This window comes from Acinetobacter sp. HY1485, assembly GCF_027568475.1.
Lineage (GTDB): Bacteria > Pseudomonadota > Gammaproteobacteria > Pseudomonadales > Moraxellaceae > Acinetobacter.
Genome location: NZ_JANKZG010000002.1, coordinates 225,343 through 248,011, shown reverse-complemented (window position 1 = coordinate 248,011; position 22,669 = coordinate 225,343). Strand labels below are relative to the sequence as shown.

Below are 22,669 nucleotides of genomic sequence, written 5' to 3'. Positions count from 1 at the left end.
AAAGCAATTGGATTGTACCTTACAAATTAACATCATGCTTAGGTTGTAATTTACATACAGAAGTAAACCTTGTAGTCAATTCTAAAACCCATCTTTATACCATCTAAATTCTTTATTGAATACAGCAGTCCGTAATGGAATTCGTTTTTTGAAAAACAAGCGATAAGGGAAATTGAATTTAGTTTCCCTTTTATTGGAGGTACCCTAAAAATTAGAGTAATTTAGGTAAGCCTACATGGTGATAGTCACGGTTAAAATAGACCAAACCATGATGATTTTGCCCTTGCTGTATTGCTAAAATACGGCAAATAAATACAGCATGTGTGCCTACTTCTTGAATCTGCTCAATTTCACAATCAAAACTAACGACAGCATCGTTTAAAACGGGCGATCCTGTTTTAAGCATTGTCCATTCGCCGTGTTCAAAACGTTCTTCTGAACTCATTTTAGAGGAGAACACTTTTGAAATATCTTGATGATGTGCATTTAATACATTCACCGCGAGGGTTTTATTTTCTTCGAAGTAAGTATACGAGCGAGAAGCTGTATTCATGCAAACCAATAAAGTTGGTGGGTTATCAGTCACACTGCATACCGCAGAGGCAGTAAAGCCATGACGACCTGAAACGCCTGCTGTGGTTACTACGTTCACAGCACTTGTGAGTAAAGCCATTGCATTTCTAAAATCGACTGATTCAACCATTACTTTTTCCTAAATTAAAACTTAGAGTATATAGGGCTACCGAAGTAACCCCTAATCACTTATGCAAGCTCTTGGCGAATAAGTGCTGCGCCTGCTGTTAAGGCATTGAGTTTACCGCGCGCTACGTCACGAGACAAAGGTGCCATGCCACAGTTGGTAGAAGGATAGAGTTTATCAGCATCTACAAACTGTAGGGCTTTTCGTAACGTATCTGCAACTTCTTCAGGTGTTTCGATGGTGTTTGTTGCAACATCAATTGCACCAACCATCACTTTTTTACCACGAATAAGTTCTAATAAGTCCATTGGTACGCGTGAGTTATGGCATTCAAGCGAAACAATATCAATATTAGACGTTTGTAGTTTAGGGAACGCCTCTTCGTACTGTCTCCACTCAGAACCTAGTGACTGTTTCCAATCTGTATTCGCTTTGATCCCGTAACCATAGCAAATATGAACTGCAGTTTCACATTTAAGTCCTTCAAGCGCACGTTCTAAGGTGGCAATACCCCAGTCATTGACTTCATCAAAGAATACATTAAATGCAGGTTCATCAAACTGAATAATATCAACACCTGCATCTTCTAACTCTCTCGCTTCTTGGTTGAGAATTTTTGCAAACTCCCATGCCAATTTTTCACGGCTTTTGTAATGGCCATCATACAGTGTATCAATCATAGTCATTGGACCAGGCAACGCCCATTTGATGGGTTGTTTGGTTTGCTGACGTAAAAACTTCGCATCTTCAACAAAAACAGGTTTTTGACGTGCGACATCACCTACAACACTTGGAACACTCGCATCGTAACGATCGCGAATTTTAACGGTTTGGCGTTTTTCAAAATCGACACCTGTTAAATGTTCGATAAATGTAGTGACAAAGTGTTGGCGCGATTGTTCGCCATCACTCACAATATCAAGACCTGCCAATTGCTGTTCATGTAATGCTAAACGCAACGCATCTTGTTTGCCTTCTATTAGTTCTGAGCCTTGTAATTTCCAAGGTGACCAAAGTTTTTCAGGTTCTGCTAACCAAGCGGGTTTAGGTAGGCTGCCAGCAGTTGAAGTCGGGAGTAATATGCTCATAATTTATCTTCTTATCTTATTAAAGTGCGCACTCAGCAACCCATTTTTCAAGGATTTCTTGATATGGTTTGATGAAATTCGCTTCAGTAAATTTACCTTGCTTCACTGCCAGTTGGCTACGTTCTTCGCGGTCATATACAATTTGTGTAAGTGAGTAGTCATTATTTTTTAAACTTGGCTGATAACATGCACCTGCTGAAGCATTTGCATTGTAAATCTCAGGACGATAGATTTTTTGAAATGTTTCCATTGTACTAATCGTGCTGATCAGCTCAAGGTTAGTATAGTCGCTTAGTAGGTCGCCATAAAAGAAGAATGCTAACGGGGCACGTGTATTTTTTGGCATAAAGTAGCGTACTTGTAAGCCCATTTTTTGGAAATATTCTTCAGTCAAAGATGATTCAGTTGGCTGATATTCCACACCTAAAATAGGATGTTCGTTTGCTGTACGCTCGTATACTTTGGTATTTGAAACACTTAAACAAATGACAGGTAACTTTGCAAAATTTTGTTTGTAGATATCTGATTGCACGAAGTGTTTAAAAATTTTACCGTGTAGGTCGCCGTAGTTTTCAGGTACGCTAAATTGATCTTGATCTTTATTATGATCAAGCAATAACACGCTAAAGTCATAATCACGCACATAAGATGAGAAATTATTTCCGACAATACCTTCAATACGTGCATTATTTTTGTGGTCAATAATATTGGTTTTTAATACTTCAATGGTAGGAAAGGTGTTGCCGTTACCTTCAATATCGATATCCACAGACACAATTTCAAGTTCTACAGAATAACGGTCTTTTTTAGCGTTATCCCAAGAAGCTAAATCATTAAAACGATTGTTGATCATGGTTAATGTATTACGCAAGTTTTCTTGACGACTTTCGCCACGCGCTAAGTTCGCAAAATTTGTGGTAATACGTGTATTGTTTGATGGGTGATAGTTCTCATCTAAACCAATACTTTTAATCGTGAAATCAAATTCGTTTTTCATTTTGATCTAGCGTCCTACATGTCAGTTGGATTAAGTCGTTCAACTATAATCTCGAAGAGTATGAGGTAATTTATACCCTAGCGACTGCATGAATAAAAATGATTTAATTTCATAAATTGATGAATGGAATTCATTTAAAGTTAATGATTGTGAATAAAATGATAGATGAAAGGCTCGAGATTATAGATCAAAAAATATTTTAAGTATTTGTTATTAATAAAATAATAGCTAAAATAGACGATAGACTAGTTTATAAATTCCAATTTAAATTTTTTACTTTTTAGATCTGTATGTCGTTTTTATTATTTGAAGTTATTTATTAGACAAGTATAACATGCTCGCAATGAGTGATTGCCATCTACCAAATGTAGGGTAATTTCTAATCTGATTGCTGAGACTTTTTATAAAATGAATAGACCCAAATATTTACCCGATAACTTTAGCCTAATGATTGTTTTAGTTGTTGTTTTTGCAAGTTTTTTACCTATTCATGGAAGTTTCGCTGTTTTATTTAGCCAACTGACCAATGTTGCAATCGCACTTTTATTCTTTTTGCATGGGGTCAAGCTTTCGCGTGAGGCAGTCATAGAGGGATTAACCCACTGGCGTTTACACCTCTGTATTTTTTTATGTACTTTTGCACTTTTCCCCATTATTGGTTTGCTCTTTAAACCGCTTATAGAACCTTTGCTTGGGCATCAATTATATTTGGGTATTTTATATTTGTGCTTGTTGCCTTCTACTGTGCAGTCTTCTATTGCGTTTACTTCTATTGCAAAAGGTAATGTATCGGCTGCCTTATGTAGTGCGTCTGCATCTAATATTTTTGGTATGTTTTTAACGCCGTTTTTAGTGGGTCTTTTTATTCAGCAAAACGTTGCCACACAACATGCCGATCACAGCAGTGCCATTTTAAATATTGTTGGCTTGTTACTCGTCCCTTTTATTTTGGGACAGATTTGTCGTAACAAACTTTTTCCATTCATTAAAAAAAATGCTTCTGTGGTGAAATTAGTCGATCAAGGTTCTATTTTGATGGTGGTGTATTCTGCGTTTAGTGAAGCTGTTATTGAAGGAATTTGGCATCAAGTTTCGATTCAAACCTTATTCAATTTAATCTTTGTGTGTTGTGCCTTGCTTGCCATTATTATGGTGTTAATTAAATACGCATCTAAAAAGTTAGGCTTTAATCAAGCCGATCAAATTACCATCTTATTTTGTGGTTCTAAAAAAACGCTTGCCAGCGGTGTACCAATGGCAAAAATTATTTTTGCAGGGCAACCATTTGGCTTAATTTTATTGCCATTGATGTTGTTTCATCAAGTACAGCTCATCACGTGTGGCATCATTGCCAGTCATTTTGCGAAGAAAAATAATGAATAGGCATGATTAGCCCCCCTTACAATAGTCTAACTTAAAATTTAGAATAAACTTAGGTAAGATGAACCTGTAACCATACAACAAAGAGAACAGAACATGGCAGATATCAAGGACAAGAAAACCCCTTACGTACTCGTGATTATGGATGGTGTAGGACATCGCGAAGCCAAACAAGATAATGCTTTTTTAGCGGCTAAAACGCCTAACCTGACTAAAATGGAGGCTGAGTATCCACATAGTCTAATTTCGGGTTCGGGGGAAGATGTGGGCTTGCCTGATGGACAAATGGGGAACTCTGAAGTTGGACACATGAACCTTGGGGCAGGGCGTGTGTTGTATCAAGATTTTACACGTATCACCAAAGACATTCGTACAGGCGCTTTTTTTGAACAGCCTGTTTTAGTGGATGCAGTTGAAAAAGCACAAGCAGCAAATGGTGCAGTTCATATTATGGGGTTATTGTCTGAAGGTGGGGTACATGCCCATCAAGACCATATTATTGCCATGTGTGAACTTGCTCTAAAACGTGGTGCAACCGTGTACTTACATGCCTTTTTAGATGGACGCGATACGCCACCTAAAAGCGCCGAGCCTTCTTTACAAAAACTAGATGCGCTATTTGCTCAGTATCCAAATCAAGGGCGTATTGCCACTATGATTGGGCGTTATTTTGCAATGGATCGTGATAACCGTTGGGATCGAGTGGAACAAGCCTATTGCTTACTCACTGAAGGCGAAGCCGTACATGTGGCACAATCGGCAACTGAAGGATTACAACAAGCTTATGCAGCCGATGAGTCAGATGAGTTTGTAAAAGCCACCCGTATTGGTGATAAAACCCCTATCCAAGATGGTGATAGTGTGGTGTTTATGAATTTCCGTGCTGACCGTGCGCGTGAAATTACCCGTGCTTTTGTAGAAAAAGACTTCACAGGTTTTGAGCGTAAAGTCCAACCAAAACTATCTAAATTTGTGATGTTAACGCGTTATCAAGCAAGTATTGATGCACCTGTGGCATATATGCCAGAAGCGTTGCATAACTCGTTAGGTGAGTATTTATCGGGCTTAGGTAAAACACAGCTACGTATTGCTGAAACAGAAAAATATGCGCATGTGACCTTTTTCTTTAGTGGTGGGCGTGAAGATGAATACGAAGGCGAAAAGCGTATTTTAATTCCATCGCCTAAGGTAGCAACGTATGACTTACAGCCAGAAATGAGTGCGTACGAAGTAACAGATAAATTGGTTGATGCTATTGATAGTGGTGAGTTTGACTTACTTGTGGTGAATTACGCCAACGGCGATATGGTGGGGCATACAGGTAAATTTGATGCAGCAGTAAAAGCAGTGGAGGCGGTGGATACCTGTTTAGGGCGCGTGTACGATGCGGTTAAGCGTGGTAACGGACATATGTTAATTACAGCCGACCATGGTAATGTAGAGCAAATGCAAGATTACGAAAGCGGGCAGGTGCATACACAACATACCACAGAAAAAGTTCCATTTATTTATGTGGGTCCTAAACATGCCACTATTGCAGACGGTGGTGTCCTTGCTGATGTTGCGCCAACGCTTTTACACTTGATGAATTTGCCAATTCCTGCTGAAATGAAAGGGCATAACTTAATTACTATCCAAGATTAATAGGTGAAAACATGATTCAGCAGATCAAACGCACAATTGGAATGATTTGCTTACTGAGCTGTCTGAGTCATGTTGCCCATGCAGAAGTTTTAGATGATGACGGTGAACCGACTGTTAAGAATCAGGAAATTCCTGTCGATGCTATTCAACGTTTTGTTAAAATTTATGGCTTAGTTAAAGACAACTATGTAACCCCTAAAACTGATGATGTTTTATTTGAGCAAGCCATTAAAGGGCTTGTAGGCGGGTTAGACCGTTACTCACGTTATTTAAGTCCTGAAGAATATCAACAGTTAGTGCAGTACACTGATGGTGATGTGGCAACCACCGATTTTGAAGTGGTGTACGATACTGATACACGCCAATGGCTGATTAAAAACTTAAAAGATAGTGCTGATTCGGCAAAACTTGGGCTTAAAAATGGCATGCCTGTGTTTAAGTTAGATAATCAAGATTTAAAAGATTTAAATGCCGACCAAGTTAAAAATATTTTATATGGTTCTGTAGGTACGGTGCTGAGTATACAAGTTGCCCCTGTAGGACAGCCTATGACCATTGTGCGTAATAAAAAAGTAGAAGTTGCTGTTCGTTCAAAACTACTCAAAAACAATGTGCTATTGATTAAAGTACCTGTATTTCAACAAGAAACTGCAACTGAAATTAAAAATATTTTAGATCGTTATGATGCCAATAAAGTAAAAGCAGTTTTGTTTGATTTGCGTGGCAATCCAGGTGGACTATTGTCTGCTGCCGTAGAAACAGCCGATTTATTTTTAAGTAATGGCGTGATTGTCAGTACGCAAAGTCGGTCCGAAGGAAATCAAACTTTTCAAGCATTACCAAGTGCAGACTACCAACAAATTAAAATTGGTTTATTAATTAATCACCGTTCTGCATCGGCAGCAGAGGTATTTACTGCTGCATTACAAGAGCATAGCCGTGCTTTGGTAGTTGGTGAGAAAAGTTATGGTAAAGGTGTAGTACAAAAACTCTTTCCACTTAATACGGGTGCAGCGTTACAAATGACGGTTGCCCATTACTACACACCGCTTGGGCATATGATTGATGGACAGGGCATTGTGCCAAATAAGATATTTCCGATAGCAGTTAATCAACCTGATGAACAGTATGTTGATGATGTGAGTCAATTATTACTAAACTAATTTTAAAAAGACAAACATGGCATAAAAAAAATTTATTTTAGGAATATTTTTATGCTATTTCATTACATAATTAAACCTGAATTTTATCTAAACCTTTAATTTAAAATGACCTTTTGCTTTCAGGCATCTAATTTTAAATTTTTAAGCTAAAAAGGATTGTTTGTAGTATGCAAGATATTGATTTTAGTTAAAATATATAAAAATTAAACGTATTGAAATTTTTTGAAGAGGATTAGAATTAATTATAATATTTAAAAACTCCTAATCTAGGATGTATTTTCACTTTAGTTAATAACTTTTGGTATAGGTTATTGTCAAATCTTTTAATTTACGCTTTTTAGCATTATAGAAGAGAGTGAGTTTAGTCTTAGTAAATCATTTTGGAGCTATTTTCTACATGAATATAGCCCCCAAATGATGTTAATTACTGTTTAATCTTTATCGGTATCAAGTCCAAATTTCTTAAGACGATAGCGCAGCGAGCGAAATGACATCTTAAGTTTTTTGGCTGCCATTGTTCTATTCCAATGCGTTTGTTCTAATGCCTCAATGATGATCTTCTTTTCTACACTTTCTAAATAGATTTCTAAACCTTCTTCTGGAAATTTTGAGGAAGATTGAGCTTCAGGTTCTACTGTTTGTGATGTGGTCTGAGGCATGAGCATCGTACTTAAATTATCTTGCTCAATGATATTGCTATCACATAGGGTAATAGCACGCTCAATCATATTGTGTAATTCGCGTACATTGCCTAAATACGGTTGTTGTAATAACCACTGTTTAGCTTGTAAAGAAAACTGTTTAGGTGGAATATTCCACGCCGTACAAATTTTTTGCATAAAGTGGTCTGCAAGCAATAAAATATCTTGCCCTCGATCACGTAGTGGCGGTAGTCGAATATTCATCACATGTAAACGAAAAAATAAATCTTGTCTAAATTCGCCGTTTTGTACCAATTTTTCTAAATTTTGGTGTGTAGCACTGATAATTCTAAAATCGACAGGAATTTCATGGTCTGTACCCACAGGTCTAATTTTCTTTTCTTGTACCGCCCGTAAGAGCTTTACCTGCATGCTAAGGGGAAGTTCAGCAACTTCATCTAAAAATAAACTGCCACCATCTGCCGATTGGATAAGCCCTAATTTATCTTGATTTGCACCTGTAAAACTTCCTTTTTTATGTCCAAACAGTTCGCTTTCAATGAGTTCGGCAGGAATAGCACCACAGTTAATGGCAATAAATGCAGCATCTTTACGATGACTGAGTTGGTGGATAAGTTTTGCTACCACCTCTTTACCTGTGCCCGATTCACCTGTAATAAATACAGGCGCTTGTGTACGTGCCACTTTCTGAATCGTACAACGTAAAGCTTGAATACTGTCAGATTCACCAATTAAAAGGCGATGTTCAATTCCTTTTTCAACATGAGGCTGTGTTGTATTAACCAATGCTTTATCAAGCAGTTGTTTAAGTGAGGCTGCATCAATTGGTTTACTTACAAAATCAAATGCCCCCGACTTTAAAGCTGAAATTGCAAGTTCCATGTTGCCATAAGCTGTCAAAACCGCCACAGGCAATGTGGGGTAGTGCTCACTAATATATTGAACAAGCTGAATGCCATCTTGATCGGGAAGGTTTAAGTCGGTTAAACATACCTGATACGTATGTGTTTGCAGTAGTTGCTTTGCTTGTGCGACGGTATGAGCAGTATCACAACGCATCCCCATACGTTTTAGACTCATTTGTAACAACATACAAAGGTCTACTTCGTCGTCCACCAATAAAATATGTGGTTGTTGAGTGGTCATAGTATCCTAATTATTTATTGTCCTGAATGCGCATGCATTCAATGCGAAAGCAAGTTCCGCTTTTTAGTTTGATATAGTTTAATTTTGCTTGATTTGCTTCACAAAAGCTATGAGAAAGATATAACCCTAAGCCTGTGCCATTAATTTCGGTGGTAAAAAATGGTGAAAATAAATCTTTGATATTCTCTTTTTGTACACCATTACCAAAATCAATCACATCAATATAAGCGTCATCTTCTTGGGCATAAGCATAAAGTTCAATAAATTTTGCGGTAGGATGATTATGTTGTAAGGCATTTTGAATTAGATTAATCAACACTTGTCTAAGTTGAGACTCGTCAAAAGCAATACGCAGTGGTTGATGAATTTTGATATGAATATGAGACTGTTGTGACTTAAAATTTTCCTCAATCAGTTGAGGTAAAAAATGATACAGTGCAATATCAGTCGGTGCAGTGGCTTTGCTATGTGCCATATTTAGTGTAGATTGAATGATATTGTCAATGCGATGACTTTGTTTGCTAATCATTTGATTAAGCATTTGTTGTTCTTCTTGAGGTGCATCTAAATACAACTCGTTAGCTTGCACAATACTGGCAAGTGGATTGCGAATTTCATGGGCAATACTGGCAGAAAGTTGTCCAAGTGCGGCAAGCTTAAGTTGTTGCACATGTTGGTTTAATTTTTGTGCATCTTGCATAATTAAAAGGGTAAGTGTTTGTTGGGGTACATCAAGTTTTTGAATTTGAACGTGTATGCTAAATTTAGACTGTACAGTATCAAAAATAAAACGCTCGCCATGACTGGGTTGATGTGTATCTAAATAATGGTAAAAATCTTTTTGAAGCTCCTGAAGCGATACTGTTCTAAACAAAGAAGAGGCAGGCATACCTAACAGTTGGTGAGAGGCAGGATTGCTTAAGATAATATTTAGATCTTCATCAACTACTAAATACCCCATGCTAATTTGTTCTAAAATGGCACGGTTTAAGTCTTGAAGTTGCATTAACTCTAAATATTGATGTGCCGTAAGTTTTTCGAGGACTTTAAAGCGTTGTACTGCAAACTGTGCTGTGCCGTATACAGCAAAAAACAAAAACGCCAATAAAAGACTATTACTGATGTTATTTAAGTTTGCAAAATCAAACCAAGAACCAAAAAACTGAATATACACCACAATAATGACAGACATTAAAGTGAGGGTAAGTGCTGATTTATGCTCAAGCAGTAAGTTTGCAATAAAAATGGTAATGACAAATAAAATCCCAACATGAAGGTTAGGACCACCTAAAGCAAAGGTTAAACTACTAAAACATAAAATATCAACAAGACAAAATAATAACGTTTGTTGTTTTAAAAATTGTGAAAAAAATTTAAGCGTGAGTAACTGAAATAAACTGACACCACAATAACCTGCGAGCGTCGAAAAATACAGTTGAGTATGAATATAGCTACTTTGAGCAGGTATAAACGTTAAAACAAAAATAAGAAGCAAACTAGAGGCAATAATGAGTCGATAGCTACCGTACCATAAGCCTAAACGGTAAAAATTTTGTGCCACAGAATGCTTCATATTCTTTTAAGGCTGAATGAGGTTATAACGAATCGCTAAATGTGTGAGTTTGACGTCACTATCAATATCTAACTTTTCAAAAATACGATAACGATAAGTATTGATGGTTTTAACGCTCACAAAAAGTTTATCAGCAATTTCTTGCGCGCTATGACAACTCACGACCATCATCGCAACTTGCATCTCGCGCTCAGACAATTGATCAAAAGGCGATTGAGCACTATCAGATAAATAAGCACTCGCAAGCTGTTCTGCAATATCAGCACTAAAATATTTACCACCTTGCATCACTTTTTTAATGGCACGCACCATTTCTTCAATGGGTGCACCTTTGGTAATGTAGCCTTTTGCACCCGCCTTAAGTAATAAAGAAGGGTAAGGTTCTTCTGCCAAACCACTAACTGCAATTACTTTAATTGTAGAAGACACTTGTAATAAGCGACGTGTTGCTTCCACACCTCCAATGCCAGGCATGTTCACATCAAGTAATACAATATCAGGATGATGTTGACGCGCTAAAGAGAGTGCTTCTTCGCCTGATTCAGCTTGTCCAATTACCTCAATTTCTACATGATCTGCCAACATACGGCAAATTCCTGTACGAACCAACTCATGGTCATCTACGACTAAAACCGAAATCACAAATATTTACCTCAATAATTGAGTTTTTTGTTACATAAAGCAAATTAAGCTTGCAATGAAACGACAAAATTAGCAATGTTATCTTAAAATTTAACCTAAAAGTCATGCACAATTACTAAACTTCATCGAAGTGATGAAATTGTGTAAATTTAAGGCATAGCACACTGGATGCGTGGGCGTATCTGATGTCTTTGAGTTGAGTGAATTTATTGTGAAAAGTTTAAAAAAATCTTTCAGACGTGCCTTAGGTATGTCTATTCTAGCAGTGTTAAGTGCAAATACCTTTGCAGATTTAACAAATAATAATACACAAGGGCATATTAGCTGGTCGGCAGATGACGCAAAGGAGCTACTTGCTGAGGATGAGCCAAACATTCAGGGTAGTACACAGCTTTCAACCACCATCCGTCGCACCTCTGCTTTACCAAGCCATCAAGCACCACAAGTAGTAGATACCAGTTTTTCAAGTAATGGTCCTACGGTACACGCAGGCTCTGCATTGGTGATGGATGCACATACAGGTGAAGTGCTTTACAGTAAAAATAGTAACAGTGCACGTCCAATGGCATCTATTACAAAATTGATGACCGCTGTAATTACAGCAGATGCACGTCTAAATATGTCGGAAGAAATTACACTGCAACCGATTGATTTTGAAGGTCCTAAAAAAGCAAGTTCGACACTACGTGTTGGCGATAAGATGAATCGCGCCGAAATTTTATTAGTGGCATTAATGAAGTCTGAAAATCCTGCTGCGGCTGCATTGGCACGTACTTATCCAGGTGGTCGTACTGCATTTATCTCTGCCATGAATTCAAAAGCACATCAGTTAGGTATGTCATCAACGCGTTATTTTGAATCAACAGGTTTAGACCCACGTAATGTATCTTCTGCGCGTGATTTGGCAATTCTTGCGACAGAAGCCTACAAATATGGAGTAATTCGTCAATTTGCGTCTACACCACATTATGATTTTAATTTAGGTTACCGTGTTCTAAAATCAAGCAACACCAATGCACTTGTACGTAATGGCGGTTGGAATATCAATTTATCTAAAACAGGCTTTATTAATGAAGCTGGGCGTTGTGTTGTGATGCATACCACAGTAAATTCGCGTCCTGCGGTGGTGGTATTGATGGGTGAACCAACAGGTCAGGCACGTAATAATGATGCGACTAATCTTTTGAATTGGCTCACATATTTACCTAAACGTATCTAAAAAGATTAAACTTTTTACAATAAAAAAGCCCTGTTTGACAGGGCTTTTTAATGACTTATTTCATGTTCGCTAAAATTGCTGTTTTAACGTCATCCATTGTCGCATCAATGGTGAGCATTACGGCATCTGAGCATTGTTTAATCGCAGTGTCTGGGTCTTTTAAACCATTACCTGTTACCGTACATACAATGACAGAACCTTCTGCAATTTTGCCCGCTTTAATATCGCGGATTGCACCACCGAGTGATGCTGCAGAAGCAGGCTCTACAAATACACCTTCATACATAGATAACATGCGTTGTGCTTGTAAAATCTCGTCATCAGTCAGTTCATCAAACCAACCTTGAGAGTCACGAACAACCGCTTTAGCATGGTTAAAACTTTGTGGGTTACCAATACGAATAGCAGTTGCCACAGTTTCTGGGTTTTCTACAGGTGCGCCACGTAAAAATGGTGCTGCTCCCGCTGCTTGGTAGCCCACCATAATAGGTGTGCCTTCAGGCTTAGGACCTGTAAATTGATCAGTCTCAGCGTCATACACCACTTGCTCAAACTCATCAGCAGGTTGGTTCGCAACCGCTTCTGTATAACCCATCCAATGTGCAGTAATGTTGCCTGCATTTCCAACAGGTAGGCAGTGATAATCAGGTGCGCGACCAAGCTCTTCCACAATTTCGTAAGCAATCGTTTTTTGACCTTGCAAACGGTATGGATTAATAGAGTTTACAATGCTGACAGGCGCATGGTTTGCAATTTCTTTTACAAGGCGCATACCGTCATCAAAGTTACCACGGATTTGCATAGTGATAGCACCGTACATCATGGCTTGTGCCAATTTACCCATTGCAATTTTGCCTTCTGGGATGAGCACAAATGCTTTAATGCCTGCACGCGCTGCATAAGCTGCCGCCGCTGCAGAAGTATTACCTGTTGATGCACAAATAATTGCTTTTGAGCCTTCTTCAACTGCTTTGGTCACCGCCATGGTCATACCACGGTCTTTAAATGAACCCGTTGGATTCAAACCTTCATATTTCACATAAATTTCAACATCTTTGCCAATAATACGTGGAATATTCTCAAGTTTAATTAAAGGCGTGTTGCCTTCACCTAAAGAGATAGCACGTGTAGTGTCAGATACAGGTAAACGATCACGGTAACGATCTACAAGACCAGTATAACGTTTGGCATTCGACATAGAGGATGTTCCAATGAATATATAAATACAGTAGGGGAAATATTCCCCTAATTTTGATTACTTATCAAGCGCTTCTAAACGGATTCGGACAATTTCGCCACGAATTGCCGTGAGTGCTTGAATTTGTTGTAGCGCTTCTTCCATTTTTGCTTCTACAACAGGGTGCGTTAAGATCACCACAGGGATTAAATCTTTTTTACGCGGTTGTTGCATAATCGCATCAATGCTAATGCCTGCATGGCTTAAAATTGATGTAATTTCTGCAAGTACCCCTGTTTGTTCTACCACATTTAAACGAATGTAGTAAGAGGTGGTCATTTCATTATGCGCTAAAATTGGTAAATCTGTCAGCGCTTCAAAGGCAAGTTGTGGCACTGTACCTGCACCATCTTCGGTGTAGCTAATGTCACGCACAATATCAATGATATCTGCGACCACAGCCGATGCTGTTGGTCCGGCACCTGCACCTGCACCATAATAAAGTGTTGGACCTAGTGCATTAGATTGTACAAGTACGGCATTTTTAACACCGTTTACATTCGCAATGAGTGCATCTTCAGGAATGAGTGTTGGGTGAACACGTAACTCAATCCCTTGTTCTGCACGGCGTGCAATGCCTAAATGTTTAATACGGTAGCCAAGTTCTTCGGCATATTTCACATCTTGTGCAGTGACTTTGCTGATGCCTTCGGTATACACCTTATCAAACTGAAGTGGAATACCAAATGCAATAGAGGCGAGCATAGTCAGTTTATGCGCGGCATCAATGCCTTCAACATCAAAAGTTGGATCTGCTTCTGCATAACCAAGCTCTTGCGCTTCTTTGAGTACATCTTCAAATGTACGTCCTTTATCACGCATTTCTGTCAGGATAAAGTTACCTGTACCGTTGATGATGCCTGCTAACCAATCTATACGGTTGGCTGCTAAGCCTTCACGCATTACTTTGATAATGGGAATACCACCTGCAACCGCAGCTTCATAGGCAATTTGCACATTGTTGTCTTCGGCTGCTTTAAATAGCTCATTGCCATGTTCTGCAAGTAATGCTTTGTTCGCTGTTACAATTTGTTTGCCATGCTTCATTGCTTCTTGAAGAATTTCAAGCGCAGGGTGAATGCCCCCAATCACTTCAACCACAATATCTACATCGGGTTGGCGAACAATATCTAACAAATCTGCACTTTGTTTAATGCCATTTAATTCTAATTCAGGACGTGGACGGCGTGTTCCAACGTGAGTAATTTGAATGTCTCGACCGGTGCGACGCTTAATTTCAGCAGCATTTTCTTGTAATAGCTTAAGGGCACCACCACCGACGGTACCAAGACCTAATATAGCCAGACGTACTGGTTTCACGTCACACTCCAAACTAAAGATAAATTGAGATTGTTTTAGATCATAGCTAAAAAAAGATAAGGCGGGTAGGTGAAGATCAGATAATCTTCACCTAAATATTGAATTATATTCAGTTTTAGATGAATTATTTTGTAAGACGAGCACTTAATTCATCAGCAGATAAGTAACCGCCTAAGTACTCACCCTCTGCGCTATAAATGGCAGGTGTACCGTTTACACCAATGCGCATACCAAGTTCGTATTGGCTACGGATTGGGTTGGTACATTGTGCAGGCGTAAGTGCGCCACCTTTAGCCACAGTTTCAAATGCTGCTTGACGATCTTTGCTACACCAAATGCTTTCCATGGTTGGCATAAATTGTTCGCCACGCGGCCAAGCAATATAACGAACCTCAATTCCTTTGGCATTAATATCTGGAATAGATTCGTGTAATTTATGGCAATAAGGACAGCTTGCATCGGTAAAGACATAAACAACGTGTTTTGTTGTGCCTTTAGCAGGGTATACAATTAAATCTTTAACATTTAGCGCAGCAAATAATTTTTTATTTTCTTGTGCTTGTAAACCTTCGCTTACGTTGTGTAATTTAGTATCACCTAAACGGATCACATCGCCTTGAATAATATATTTACCATCGGCAGTGGCATAAACAGATGGCATATTTTCTAGATTTACCCAATAAATATTAGGCACTTCTGTTCGCTTAACATCACTGATCTTCACGTTGATGTTGGCTTTTTTAAGTTGCTCTTGTAATGTTGTAATAAAGCGTTGCTTTTCGTTTTGTTCTAAAATTGGTGAAGCTTCACCCGTTGCAGGTGCAGTTGCAGTAAGTGACTCAGACTTTTGTGAAGCGGTTGATTCTTTAGAGCATGCTGTTGTTGTTAAAACACCACAAAATAAGGCACAAGAAAGTAAAGTCTTAGAAAAATTAAGAGACATAAAAAACCTTTGACGCATGTCGAATGATCAAAATAAAGCACTAGCATAACAAAAAACCGCCTGACGCTGAGGGCTTTTACGCATCAAATAATGTATAAAATTGTGAATTATGCACGTGGATGATGCTTTGCATGCAATTGTTGTAAGCGAATTTGTGCAACATGGGTATAGATTTGAGTGGTCGATAAATCGGTATGTCCTAGCAGCATTTGTACGACGCGTAGGTCTGCACCATGATTGAGTAAATGCGTAGCGAATGCATGGCGTAAGGTATGTGGTGAAATTTCAGTTTGAATATTGGCAATAAGCGCATAACGTTTTAAGGCATACCAAAAATTCTGACGGCTCATAATGCCGCCGTGTTGAGTTAAAAATAAGTAATCAATATGAGATTTGATTAGCTGTGGACGTGCTTCTAGTAAATATTTTTCGATCCACTCTTTGGCATGTTGTCCTAATGGAACAAGGCGTTCTTTGTTGCCTTTACCTAAAATTCGTAAATAGCCTTGGTTTAAATTAATCAGTTCGAGTTTTAAATTAATTAGCTCACTTACACGCAAGCCACAGGCATACAATACTTCTAGCATCGCACGGTCACGTAGTCCTAAAGCTGTATAAATATTAGGTGCATCAAGTAGTGCTTCAACTTCTTTTTCTGATAAGTCATGCGGAAGGGTGCGCCCAATTTGAGGTGTTTTATGTTGGCTTAGTGGGTTATCTGTTCTGAGTTTTTGTTCACGCAAGAATTTAAAGAAAGAACGTAAAGCAGAAACACAACGTGCAACAGAGCGTGGACTTTTGCCTGCCTGACTAAGCTGTGCAAGTACCTGTTCAATCTCTGATTTTGTCCATTGTGGCATGGGAAACGTGATGTATTGGCTACATTGAATCAGGTCTGATAAATAGGCATTACGTGTGTGTGGGCTCACAGCATTTGCCACTAGATAATCACGATATGCCAATAAAAAACTTGCTGTTTCGGGAATACGAACAGGTGTAGGGATACGTGGTTTTTTTGCTTGCATAATGTGGTGATCGGATAGGGTAAATCATGCTTTAATTTAGTGCAAAAACATGGAAAAGTCGAATGAAGACGAAGTAATTGATTGTATATTGCGTATGTAAACTATTCTCATTTATGTTTATAATAATAAAAAATGTTTGGATATGATGCTGTGTTGCTATCAGATTTGAAAGTCAAACAAAGTGCACTTGTCACAAAAATCAATCATCAATGTGGCGAAAACGAGCAAGTTGACTTAATTGCTAGCCGTTTAGAAACATTGGGCTTTATTCCCGGCGCTTCTTTAAAGGTAGTGGCTCGTGGTTTTTTTGGTGGTGATCCATTGTTAATTCAAATTGGATTTACGCGTTTTGCTTTACGAAAAGCCGAAGCTGCCAAAATTGAAATTAATCAGGACGGTGTTGCATGAGTGAATCTTTGCGTGTTGCCTTAGTCGGTAATCCTAACTGTGGTAAAACGTCTGTGTTTAATCAACTCACTGGGACGCGCCAAAAAGTAGGAAACTATGCAGGTGTTACAGTTGAGCGTAAGGTAGGATTTTTTAATTTACCTTCGCGTAAACAAGTCCGTGTTTTAGATTTACCCGGTGCTTATAGTTTAGATGCCACAAGTCCCGATGAAGCAGTCACGCGTGATGTGTGCTTAGGGAAAATTGATTTAGAAAAAGAACAAGATGCATTTTTGTGTGTGGTAGATGCCACTAATTTAAAATTACATTTACGTCTAGTGCTTGAAATTTTAGAACTTGGACGCCCTGTTTTAGTCGTATTAAACATGGTTGACGAAGCACGTCGCCGTGGCATTCAAGTGAATGTTCAAAAACTGACTGAACGTTTGGGCGTACCTGTGGTTGAGACTGTAGGAACACACGCTTCTGGTGTTGCAAATTTAATTGAGGCACTTGAGCAACAAAATTTTAGTATGCAACAAACTGAAATGAATGGACTTATTGGTGATCATCATCAAAAAGTTGCCATGATTTTAGAAGATGCAGTGGTTTTTATTAACCATGATGATCAGCGAACTGAATTTTTAGATCGAATCTTTTTGCATCCTGTGTTTGGTTTGATCAGCCTTGTTGTATTTATGTTTGTCATTTTCCAAGCCGTATTTGCATGGGCAGCGCCATTTATGGATGCCATAGCAAGTGCATTTGCATGGTTTGGTGCACAAATTGCGCCGTATATTACTCAACCAACACTTAAAAGTTTAATTGTAGATGGCATTATTACAGGCACAGGCAGTGTAATTGTTTATTTACCTCAAATTCTATTTTTATTCTTTTTTATTTTGGTGTTAGAAGAAAGTGGTTATTTACCACGCGCAGCATTTTTACTCGATAAATTGATGTATAAGGCAGGGTTGAGTGGGCGTGCATTTATTCCATTACTATCAAGTTTTGCATGTGCTGTCCCCGGCATTATGGCAACGCGTAGTATTAACGACCCACGAGATCGTTTAATTACAATTTTAGTTGCTCCTTTAATGACGTGTTCGGCACGTTTACCTGTTTATACGTTATTAATTGCTGCATTTATTCCAAGTAAAACAGTTCTTGGCTTTTTAAATTTACAAGGTGTTGTGCTGTTTATCTTGTATTTTGCAGGTATTTTAAGTGCTTTAGTGGTTGCATTTGTGGTGAAGCTTTTACAAAAAGATAAATCACAACATGCGCTTATTATGGAGTTACCAAGCTACCGTATTCCAAATCCAAAGAGTATTGCGATTGGCTTATTAGACCGTGGTAAAATTTTCTTAAAGCGTGTCGGTGGCATTATTGTGGCACTGTCTGTATTGCTTTGGTTTTTATCTACTTTTCCGCAACCGCCTGCAAATGCTACGTTACCTGCCATAGATTATAGCTTTGCAGGACAGCTCGGACATTTAATGCAACCGTTGTTTGCACCAATTGGGTTTAATTGGGAGATCTGTATTGTCTTAATTCCTGCAATGGCAGCGCGTGAGGTTCTAATTTCTGCATTGGCAACGGTTTATGCGTTATCAGGTGCAGATGATGAGGCAATGGCGCAAGGTTTAACACATTTAATTAGTTCACCAAATTCTGGTTGGACAATTGCAACAGGATTGTCGTTATTGGTGTGGTTTATTTATGCACCTCATTGTTTATCTACCCTTGCTACTGCACGCCGTGAAACAGGCTCTTGGAAAACAGTTGCAGGTATGTTGGCATATCTGTTTGGCTTGGCATATTTAATGTCTTGCTTAACTTACCAGATTGCATCGCGTTATTTTGGCTTATAAGGAGGCTAAAATGGTTGAATTGTTGATTGTAACGGCTATTGTGCTTTGGAGTGCGTTGTATGTTTTTAAAAGCGTATTTCCAAAAACAGCGTTTAAAGTACGTGGCTATTTAGCACAGTATTGTTTACGTTTAGGGTTTAATCGTTTAGCAGCAAAACTTCAGCCAATGCCTGTAGGTGGGTGTGGTGGCGGTTGTGGATGTTCTTCTTCCGATGCGCCTACACCCAAGCCAGAGCCTGTACAAGCAGTAAAATGGAAGTAAACCACCGAAAGGTGGTTTTTTATATTTCAACTTTCTTAATCTATAATTTTTTTTATAAGGAACCATGTACTTTTGTAGTTTAAAAAATTATCTGATAACTATCACTTATGAGATACCAATTTTTTAGAAAATACTAAAAATTTAAGGAACTCAATGTCTACCGAACTATCTATTTTTTTTTATCCACAAGAATGGTATCCGAAAAATAAGAATTTCATTTTTCAAAAGCTAAAATTACTCAGTAGTTATAATGGATTCCACGAAAGTGAAAAGGCTATTTGTTTGAAAAGTCCCCAAAATTTAGATTGGAAGTACGATATTAGATTCTTTGAAGAAGCGGACTATATTTTCTTTGAAATTTCACATCATGACGAAGTTTTAAAGAGTAATTTAATTTATTTTTTAAATGGCTTAGAACTTGAGTTGAAATAAAAATTGAAGATAAAGTACGATTATATTGGTCAATAAGCATTTGATATTGTTTATCTAAGAGCCACATTAAATCAGAAATCTATCATAAAAATTTTTTCGATGAGTACTTATAAGAAAATTACATATTTTTGATATCTATGAATCATAGATTGTTCTTTATATTTTGACTCCAAAAGAAAGTGTATTTAGCCAATTTAAAAAGTCTTTTACTTTTTTCATTTATCTAATTAATAAAAAATATAGAATTTTTAGTGTAAATATTAAATTTTATAAAAGTATAATTTACTTAAATATAATTTAATTCCGCAAAATTCATTACAAAAAAGCCAATCTAGCAAAAGCAATCTAAAAAGCAAAATGCTACCATTTAGCGGTTAAAAAAGCATAAATGAAAGAGGCAAGCATGTTAATACACCGCGGTGGTTTAAAGGTGGTGGCAGGTCTTGGAATCTCGGGTGTTTCGGTTGTGAACCACTTTGTAGAACAAGGCTATCAAGTCGCTGTAACAGATTCTCGTATAACCCCACCCGGACATGACAAAATTCCTGCCCATGTGCATACCTCTTTTGGCGCACTCGATTCTAATTTACTATTACAAGCAGAAGAAATTATTTTAAGTCCAGGGCTTGCACCTCAGCTTCCACAAATTCAAGAGGCGATCTCACAAGGTATTCCTGTGATTAGCGATATTCAAGTATTACGCCGTACAACCCATGTTCCTATTGTTGCCATTACAGGTTCAAATGCTAAAAGTACTGTAACCACGTTGCTTGGTGAAATGGCAAAGCACGCAGGTAAAAAAGTGGCTGTTGGGGGCAATTTAGGACGTCCTGCCTTAGATTTACTTAAAGATGAACCTGAATTAATTATTTTAGAACTATCTAGTTTTCAACTCGAAACAACAACAAATTTAGGTGCAGATGTGGCAGTGGTACTGAACATGAGTGAGGATCATTTAGATCGTCACGGAGATATGTTGGGCTATCACACCGCAAAGCATCGTATTTTTCAGGATGTTAAAAAAGTTGTTTTTAACCGAGATGATAGTTTAACTCGTCCTTTAGTACCTGATGCAATACCGATGCAGAGTTTTGGGTTAAATGCCCCAGATTTAAATCAATACGGTGTTTTAAAAGATGCACAAGGCGCACTTTGGTTGGCACGAGGTTGTGAAAAACTTCTCAACAGTACCGATATGTATATGCAAGGCACACATAATATTGCCAATGCGTTAGCATGTTTGGCATTAGGTGAGGCGATTGGTTTGCCTTTACCTGCAATGCTTGAGGTATTAAAAACATTTAAAGGATTGGAGCATCGTTGTGAGTATGTCACAACGCTTAATGATGTGCGTTACTACAATGATTCAAAGGGCACTAACATTGGTGCCACGCTTGCTGCTGTTGAAGGTTTAGGACAAGCGATCGCACCGCAACAGGGTAAACTTGTGCTGATTTTAGGAGGGCAGGGTAAAGGGCAAGACTTTACACTTTTACAAACTGCGGTACAGCAATACGTACGTGAGGTGGTTTTAATTGGTGTTGATGCACCTAAGATTGCAGATGCATTACAAGGATATACGCACCTCACCTTTGCATCAGATTTATCACGCGCTGTGCACCATTGTTATCAAACTGCGCAAACTCATGATGTGGTCTTACTTTCACCTGCATGTGCAAGTTTAGATATGTTTAAAAATTACAATGAACGTGGACAAGCCTTTGTGGCATGTGTGCAGTCATTGGCTCATGAAAAGTAAAAAGGAATCGCAAATGTCAGGTTTTATGCAAACCGCATTGGGCAAAATAGAGCAAATTTCGTTAAAACTACCAAAAGAAATTACTGCCCGTAATGTACTTTTATTTTGTGTATTTACATTATTGATCATGGGGTCGGTGATGGTGGCATCTGCCTCAATGCCTTATGCTGCCGCCAATCAAAATGACCCATTTTACTTTTTAGAGCGTCATGCCATTTCGATTGTGATTGCCCTGATTGTGGCGTTTGTCACCTCTCGTTTTTCATTAGATTATTGGTTTAAAAATACTTTTTTATTTTGGATTGTCACCATTGGTTTGTTGTTTTTAGCTTTAATTATTGGTTCTGAAGTCAATGGTTCTTCGCGTTGGATTCGTTTAGGTTTCTTTACTTTACAGCCAACAGAAATAGCAAAAGTGATGATGGCAATTTTTACTGCAGATTATGTCGTACGTCGTGCGCATGAAGTTCGTAATAGTTGGACAGGTTTAATCCGCTTAGGCGTGATTATGGCATTTACCGTACTTTTGATTTTATTAGAACCCGATTTAGGGGCAACGACGGTCATTGTGACTATGATGGTGGGTGTGTTCTTTTTAGCAGGTGCACCACTGCGTCAGTTTATGATGTTAGGGGGCGTACTTGCCGTATTATTGGTTGGACTTATTGTCGCAGCACCTTATCGCTATGAACGTCTAACTTCCTTTAGTAATCCTTGGGCAGATCCTTTGGGCTCAGGTTATCAGTTGTCTAACGCACTCATGGCATTTGGACGTGGTGAATGGTTTGGTGTTGGACTTGGGCATAGTATGCAAAAAATGTCTTATCTACCTGAAGCACATACCGACTTTATGTTGGCAATTTTAGGTGAAGAGTTTGGCTTTTTTGGTATTACCACTGTTTTATTCTTAGAGTTCATGATGTTGGCATGCTGTATCAAGATTGGACATCGTGCATTAAAAAATAATTACTTACGTGCAGGTTATTTGGCATACGGTATTAGCATGATTTTCTTGATGCAAATTTTAGTGAATGCAGGCATGAATATGGGAATGTTACCTACAAAAGGTTTAACTTTACCTTTCATTAGTTATGGTGGCACATCGCTGATGATGTGTGCTGCTATGATTGCATTGGTCTTTAAAATTGATGCCACCACCAAGCAGGAAAATCCAAATCAAGAGCTTTCAAGCTTCTAAAAAAAACCACGCTCAGGC

20 protein-coding genes are annotated in these 22,669 nt (G+C 38.3%); 10 read left to right on the top strand and 10 right to left on the bottom strand.

Annotated elements, in window-relative coordinates:
- Window positions 1–211: 211 nt before the first annotated feature.
- Genes PCI70_RS03100 through PCI70_RS03090 form a run of 3 tightly spaced genes read right to left on the bottom strand, consistent with a single transcriptional unit; the run spans window position 212 to window position 2,785 of the window.
- The gene (locus tag PCI70_RS03100; protein WP_269913887.1) at window positions 212–703 is read right to left on the bottom strand and encodes a flavin reductase; all 492 of its coding nucleotides are present in this window, start codon (window positions 701–703) and stop codon (window positions 212–214) included.
- 59 nt (window positions 704–762) lie between these two features.
- On the bottom strand, window positions 763–1,788 hold the full coding sequence (locus tag PCI70_RS03095) for a methionine synthase (RefSeq protein ID WP_269913886.1): 1,026 nt from the start codon (window positions 1,786–1,788) through the stop codon (window positions 763–765).
- 19 nt (window positions 1,789–1,807) lie between these two features.
- Window positions 1,808–2,785 carry a DUF1852 domain-containing protein gene (locus tag PCI70_RS03090; RefSeq protein WP_269913885.1) on the bottom strand — a complete coding sequence of 326 codons (978 nt, stop codon included), beginning with the start codon at window positions 2,783–2,785 and terminating at the stop codon, window positions 1,808–1,810.
- 408 nt (window positions 2,786–3,193) lie between these two features.
- Between PCI70_RS03090 and PCI70_RS03085 the strand changes: the two genes are divergently transcribed.
- From PCI70_RS03085 to PCI70_RS03075, 3 genes are all read left to right on the top strand, one after another.
- The gene (locus PCI70_RS03085) at window positions 3,194–4,168 is read left to right on the top strand and encodes a bile acid:sodium symporter family protein (RefSeq protein WP_269913884.1); all 975 of its coding nucleotides are present in this window, start codon (window positions 3,194–3,196) and stop codon (window positions 4,166–4,168) included.
- Between the two features lie 93 nt (window positions 4,169–4,261).
- Window positions 4,262–5,809: a 2,3-bisphosphoglycerate-independent phosphoglycerate mutase gene (gpmI, locus tag PCI70_RS03080; RefSeq protein WP_269913883.1), complete on the top strand. Its 1,548-nt coding sequence runs from the start codon at window positions 4,262–4,264 to the stop codon at window positions 5,807–5,809.
- Between the two features lie 11 nt (window positions 5,810–5,820).
- Window positions 5,821–6,972 (top strand): S41 family peptidase, encoded by a 1,152-nt coding sequence (locus PCI70_RS03075; RefSeq protein ID WP_442865144.1) that lies wholly within the window; start codon window positions 5,821–5,823, stop codon window positions 6,970–6,972.
- 431 nt (window positions 6,973–7,403) lie between these two features.
- On the opposite strand, the gene PCI70_RS03070 is transcribed toward PCI70_RS03075, so the two are convergent.
- The 3 genes from PCI70_RS03070 to gacA are packed head-to-tail and all read right to left on the bottom strand — an operon-like array spanning window position 7,404 to window position 10,995.
- Entirely contained in the window at window positions 7,404–8,780 is a 1,377-nt protein-coding gene (locus PCI70_RS03070; protein WP_269913882.1) for a sigma-54-dependent transcriptional regulator, read from the bottom strand.
- Window positions 8,781–8,790: 10 nt separating this feature from the next.
- Window positions 8,791–10,353, bottom strand: a complete 1,563-nt coding sequence (locus tag PCI70_RS03065) for a sensor histidine kinase (RefSeq protein WP_269913881.1) — start codon at window positions 10,351–10,353, stop codon at window positions 8,791–8,793.
- Between the two features lie 6 nt (window positions 10,354–10,359).
- Window positions 10,360–10,995 (bottom strand): response regulator transcription factor GacA, encoded by a 636-nt coding sequence (gacA, locus tag PCI70_RS03060; RefSeq protein WP_269913880.1) that lies wholly within the window; start codon window positions 10,993–10,995, stop codon window positions 10,360–10,362.
- 211 nt (window positions 10,996–11,206) lie between these two features.
- Between gacA and PCI70_RS03055 the strand changes: the two genes are divergently transcribed.
- Complete coding sequence (locus PCI70_RS03055) at window positions 11,207–12,214, top strand: serine hydrolase (protein ID WP_269913879.1); 1,008 nt, start codon at window positions 11,207–11,209, stop codon at window positions 12,212–12,214.
- 55 nt (window positions 12,215–12,269) lie between these two features.
- Here PCI70_RS03055 and thrC read toward each other — a convergent pair whose 3' ends face one another.
- The 4 genes from thrC to xerD all read right to left on the bottom strand — a co-directional run bounded on the left by thrC (window position 12,270) and on the right by xerD (window position 16,739).
- Window positions 12,270–13,412 (bottom strand): threonine synthase, encoded by a 1,143-nt coding sequence (gene thrC, locus PCI70_RS03050; RefSeq protein WP_269913878.1) that lies wholly within the window; start codon window positions 13,410–13,412, stop codon window positions 12,270–12,272.
- 57 nt (window positions 13,413–13,469) lie between these two features.
- On the bottom strand, window positions 13,470–14,771 hold the full coding sequence (locus tag PCI70_RS03045; protein ID WP_269913877.1) for a homoserine dehydrogenase: 1,302 nt from the start codon (window positions 14,769–14,771) through the stop codon (window positions 13,470–13,472).
- Window positions 14,772–14,895: 124 nt separating this feature from the next.
- Window positions 14,896–15,714, bottom strand: coding sequence for a DsbC family protein (locus tag PCI70_RS03040; RefSeq protein WP_269913876.1), 819 nt, complete (start codon window positions 15,712–15,714; stop codon window positions 14,896–14,898).
- A gap of 107 nt (window positions 15,715–15,821) precedes the next feature.
- The gene (gene xerD / locus PCI70_RS03035) at window positions 15,822–16,739 is read right to left on the bottom strand and encodes a site-specific tyrosine recombinase XerD (RefSeq protein WP_269913875.1); all 918 of its coding nucleotides are present in this window, start codon (window positions 16,737–16,739) and stop codon (window positions 15,822–15,824) included.
- 150 nt (window positions 16,740–16,889) lie between these two features.
- Between xerD and PCI70_RS03030 the strand changes: the two genes are divergently transcribed.
- From PCI70_RS03030 to ftsW, 6 genes are all read left to right on the top strand, one after another.
- Window positions 16,890–17,147: a FeoA family protein gene (locus PCI70_RS03030; RefSeq protein ID WP_269913874.1), complete on the top strand. Its 258-nt coding sequence runs from the start codon at window positions 16,890–16,892 to the stop codon at window positions 17,145–17,147.
- On the top strand, window positions 17,144–19,000 hold the full coding sequence (gene feoB / locus PCI70_RS03025; protein ID WP_269913873.1) for a ferrous iron transporter B: 1,857 nt from the start codon (window positions 17,144–17,146) through the stop codon (window positions 18,998–19,000). The genes PCI70_RS03030 and feoB overlap by 4 nt, the downstream gene beginning before the upstream one ends.
- 10 nt (window positions 19,001–19,010) lie before the next feature.
- The gene (locus PCI70_RS03020; RefSeq protein WP_269913872.1) at window positions 19,011–19,262 is read left to right on the top strand and encodes a DUF6587 family protein; all 252 of its coding nucleotides are present in this window, start codon (window positions 19,011–19,013) and stop codon (window positions 19,260–19,262) included.
- Between the two features lie 153 nt (window positions 19,263–19,415).
- On the top strand, window positions 19,416–19,694 hold the full coding sequence (locus PCI70_RS03015) for a hypothetical protein (protein WP_269913871.1): 279 nt from the start codon (window positions 19,416–19,418) through the stop codon (window positions 19,692–19,694).
- 403 nt (window positions 19,695–20,097) lie between these two features.
- A complete protein-coding gene (gene murD, locus PCI70_RS03010) occupies window positions 20,098–21,453 on the top strand; it encodes a UDP-N-acetylmuramoyl-L-alanine--D-glutamate ligase (RefSeq protein WP_269913870.1) in 1,356 nt (451 codons plus the stop codon).
- 13 nt (window positions 21,454–21,466) lie between these two features.
- The gene (ftsW, locus tag PCI70_RS03005) at window positions 21,467–22,651 is read left to right on the top strand and encodes a putative lipid II flippase FtsW (protein WP_269913869.1); all 1,185 of its coding nucleotides are present in this window, start codon (window positions 21,467–21,469) and stop codon (window positions 22,649–22,651) included.
- Window positions 22,652–22,669 lie beyond the last annotated feature (18 nt).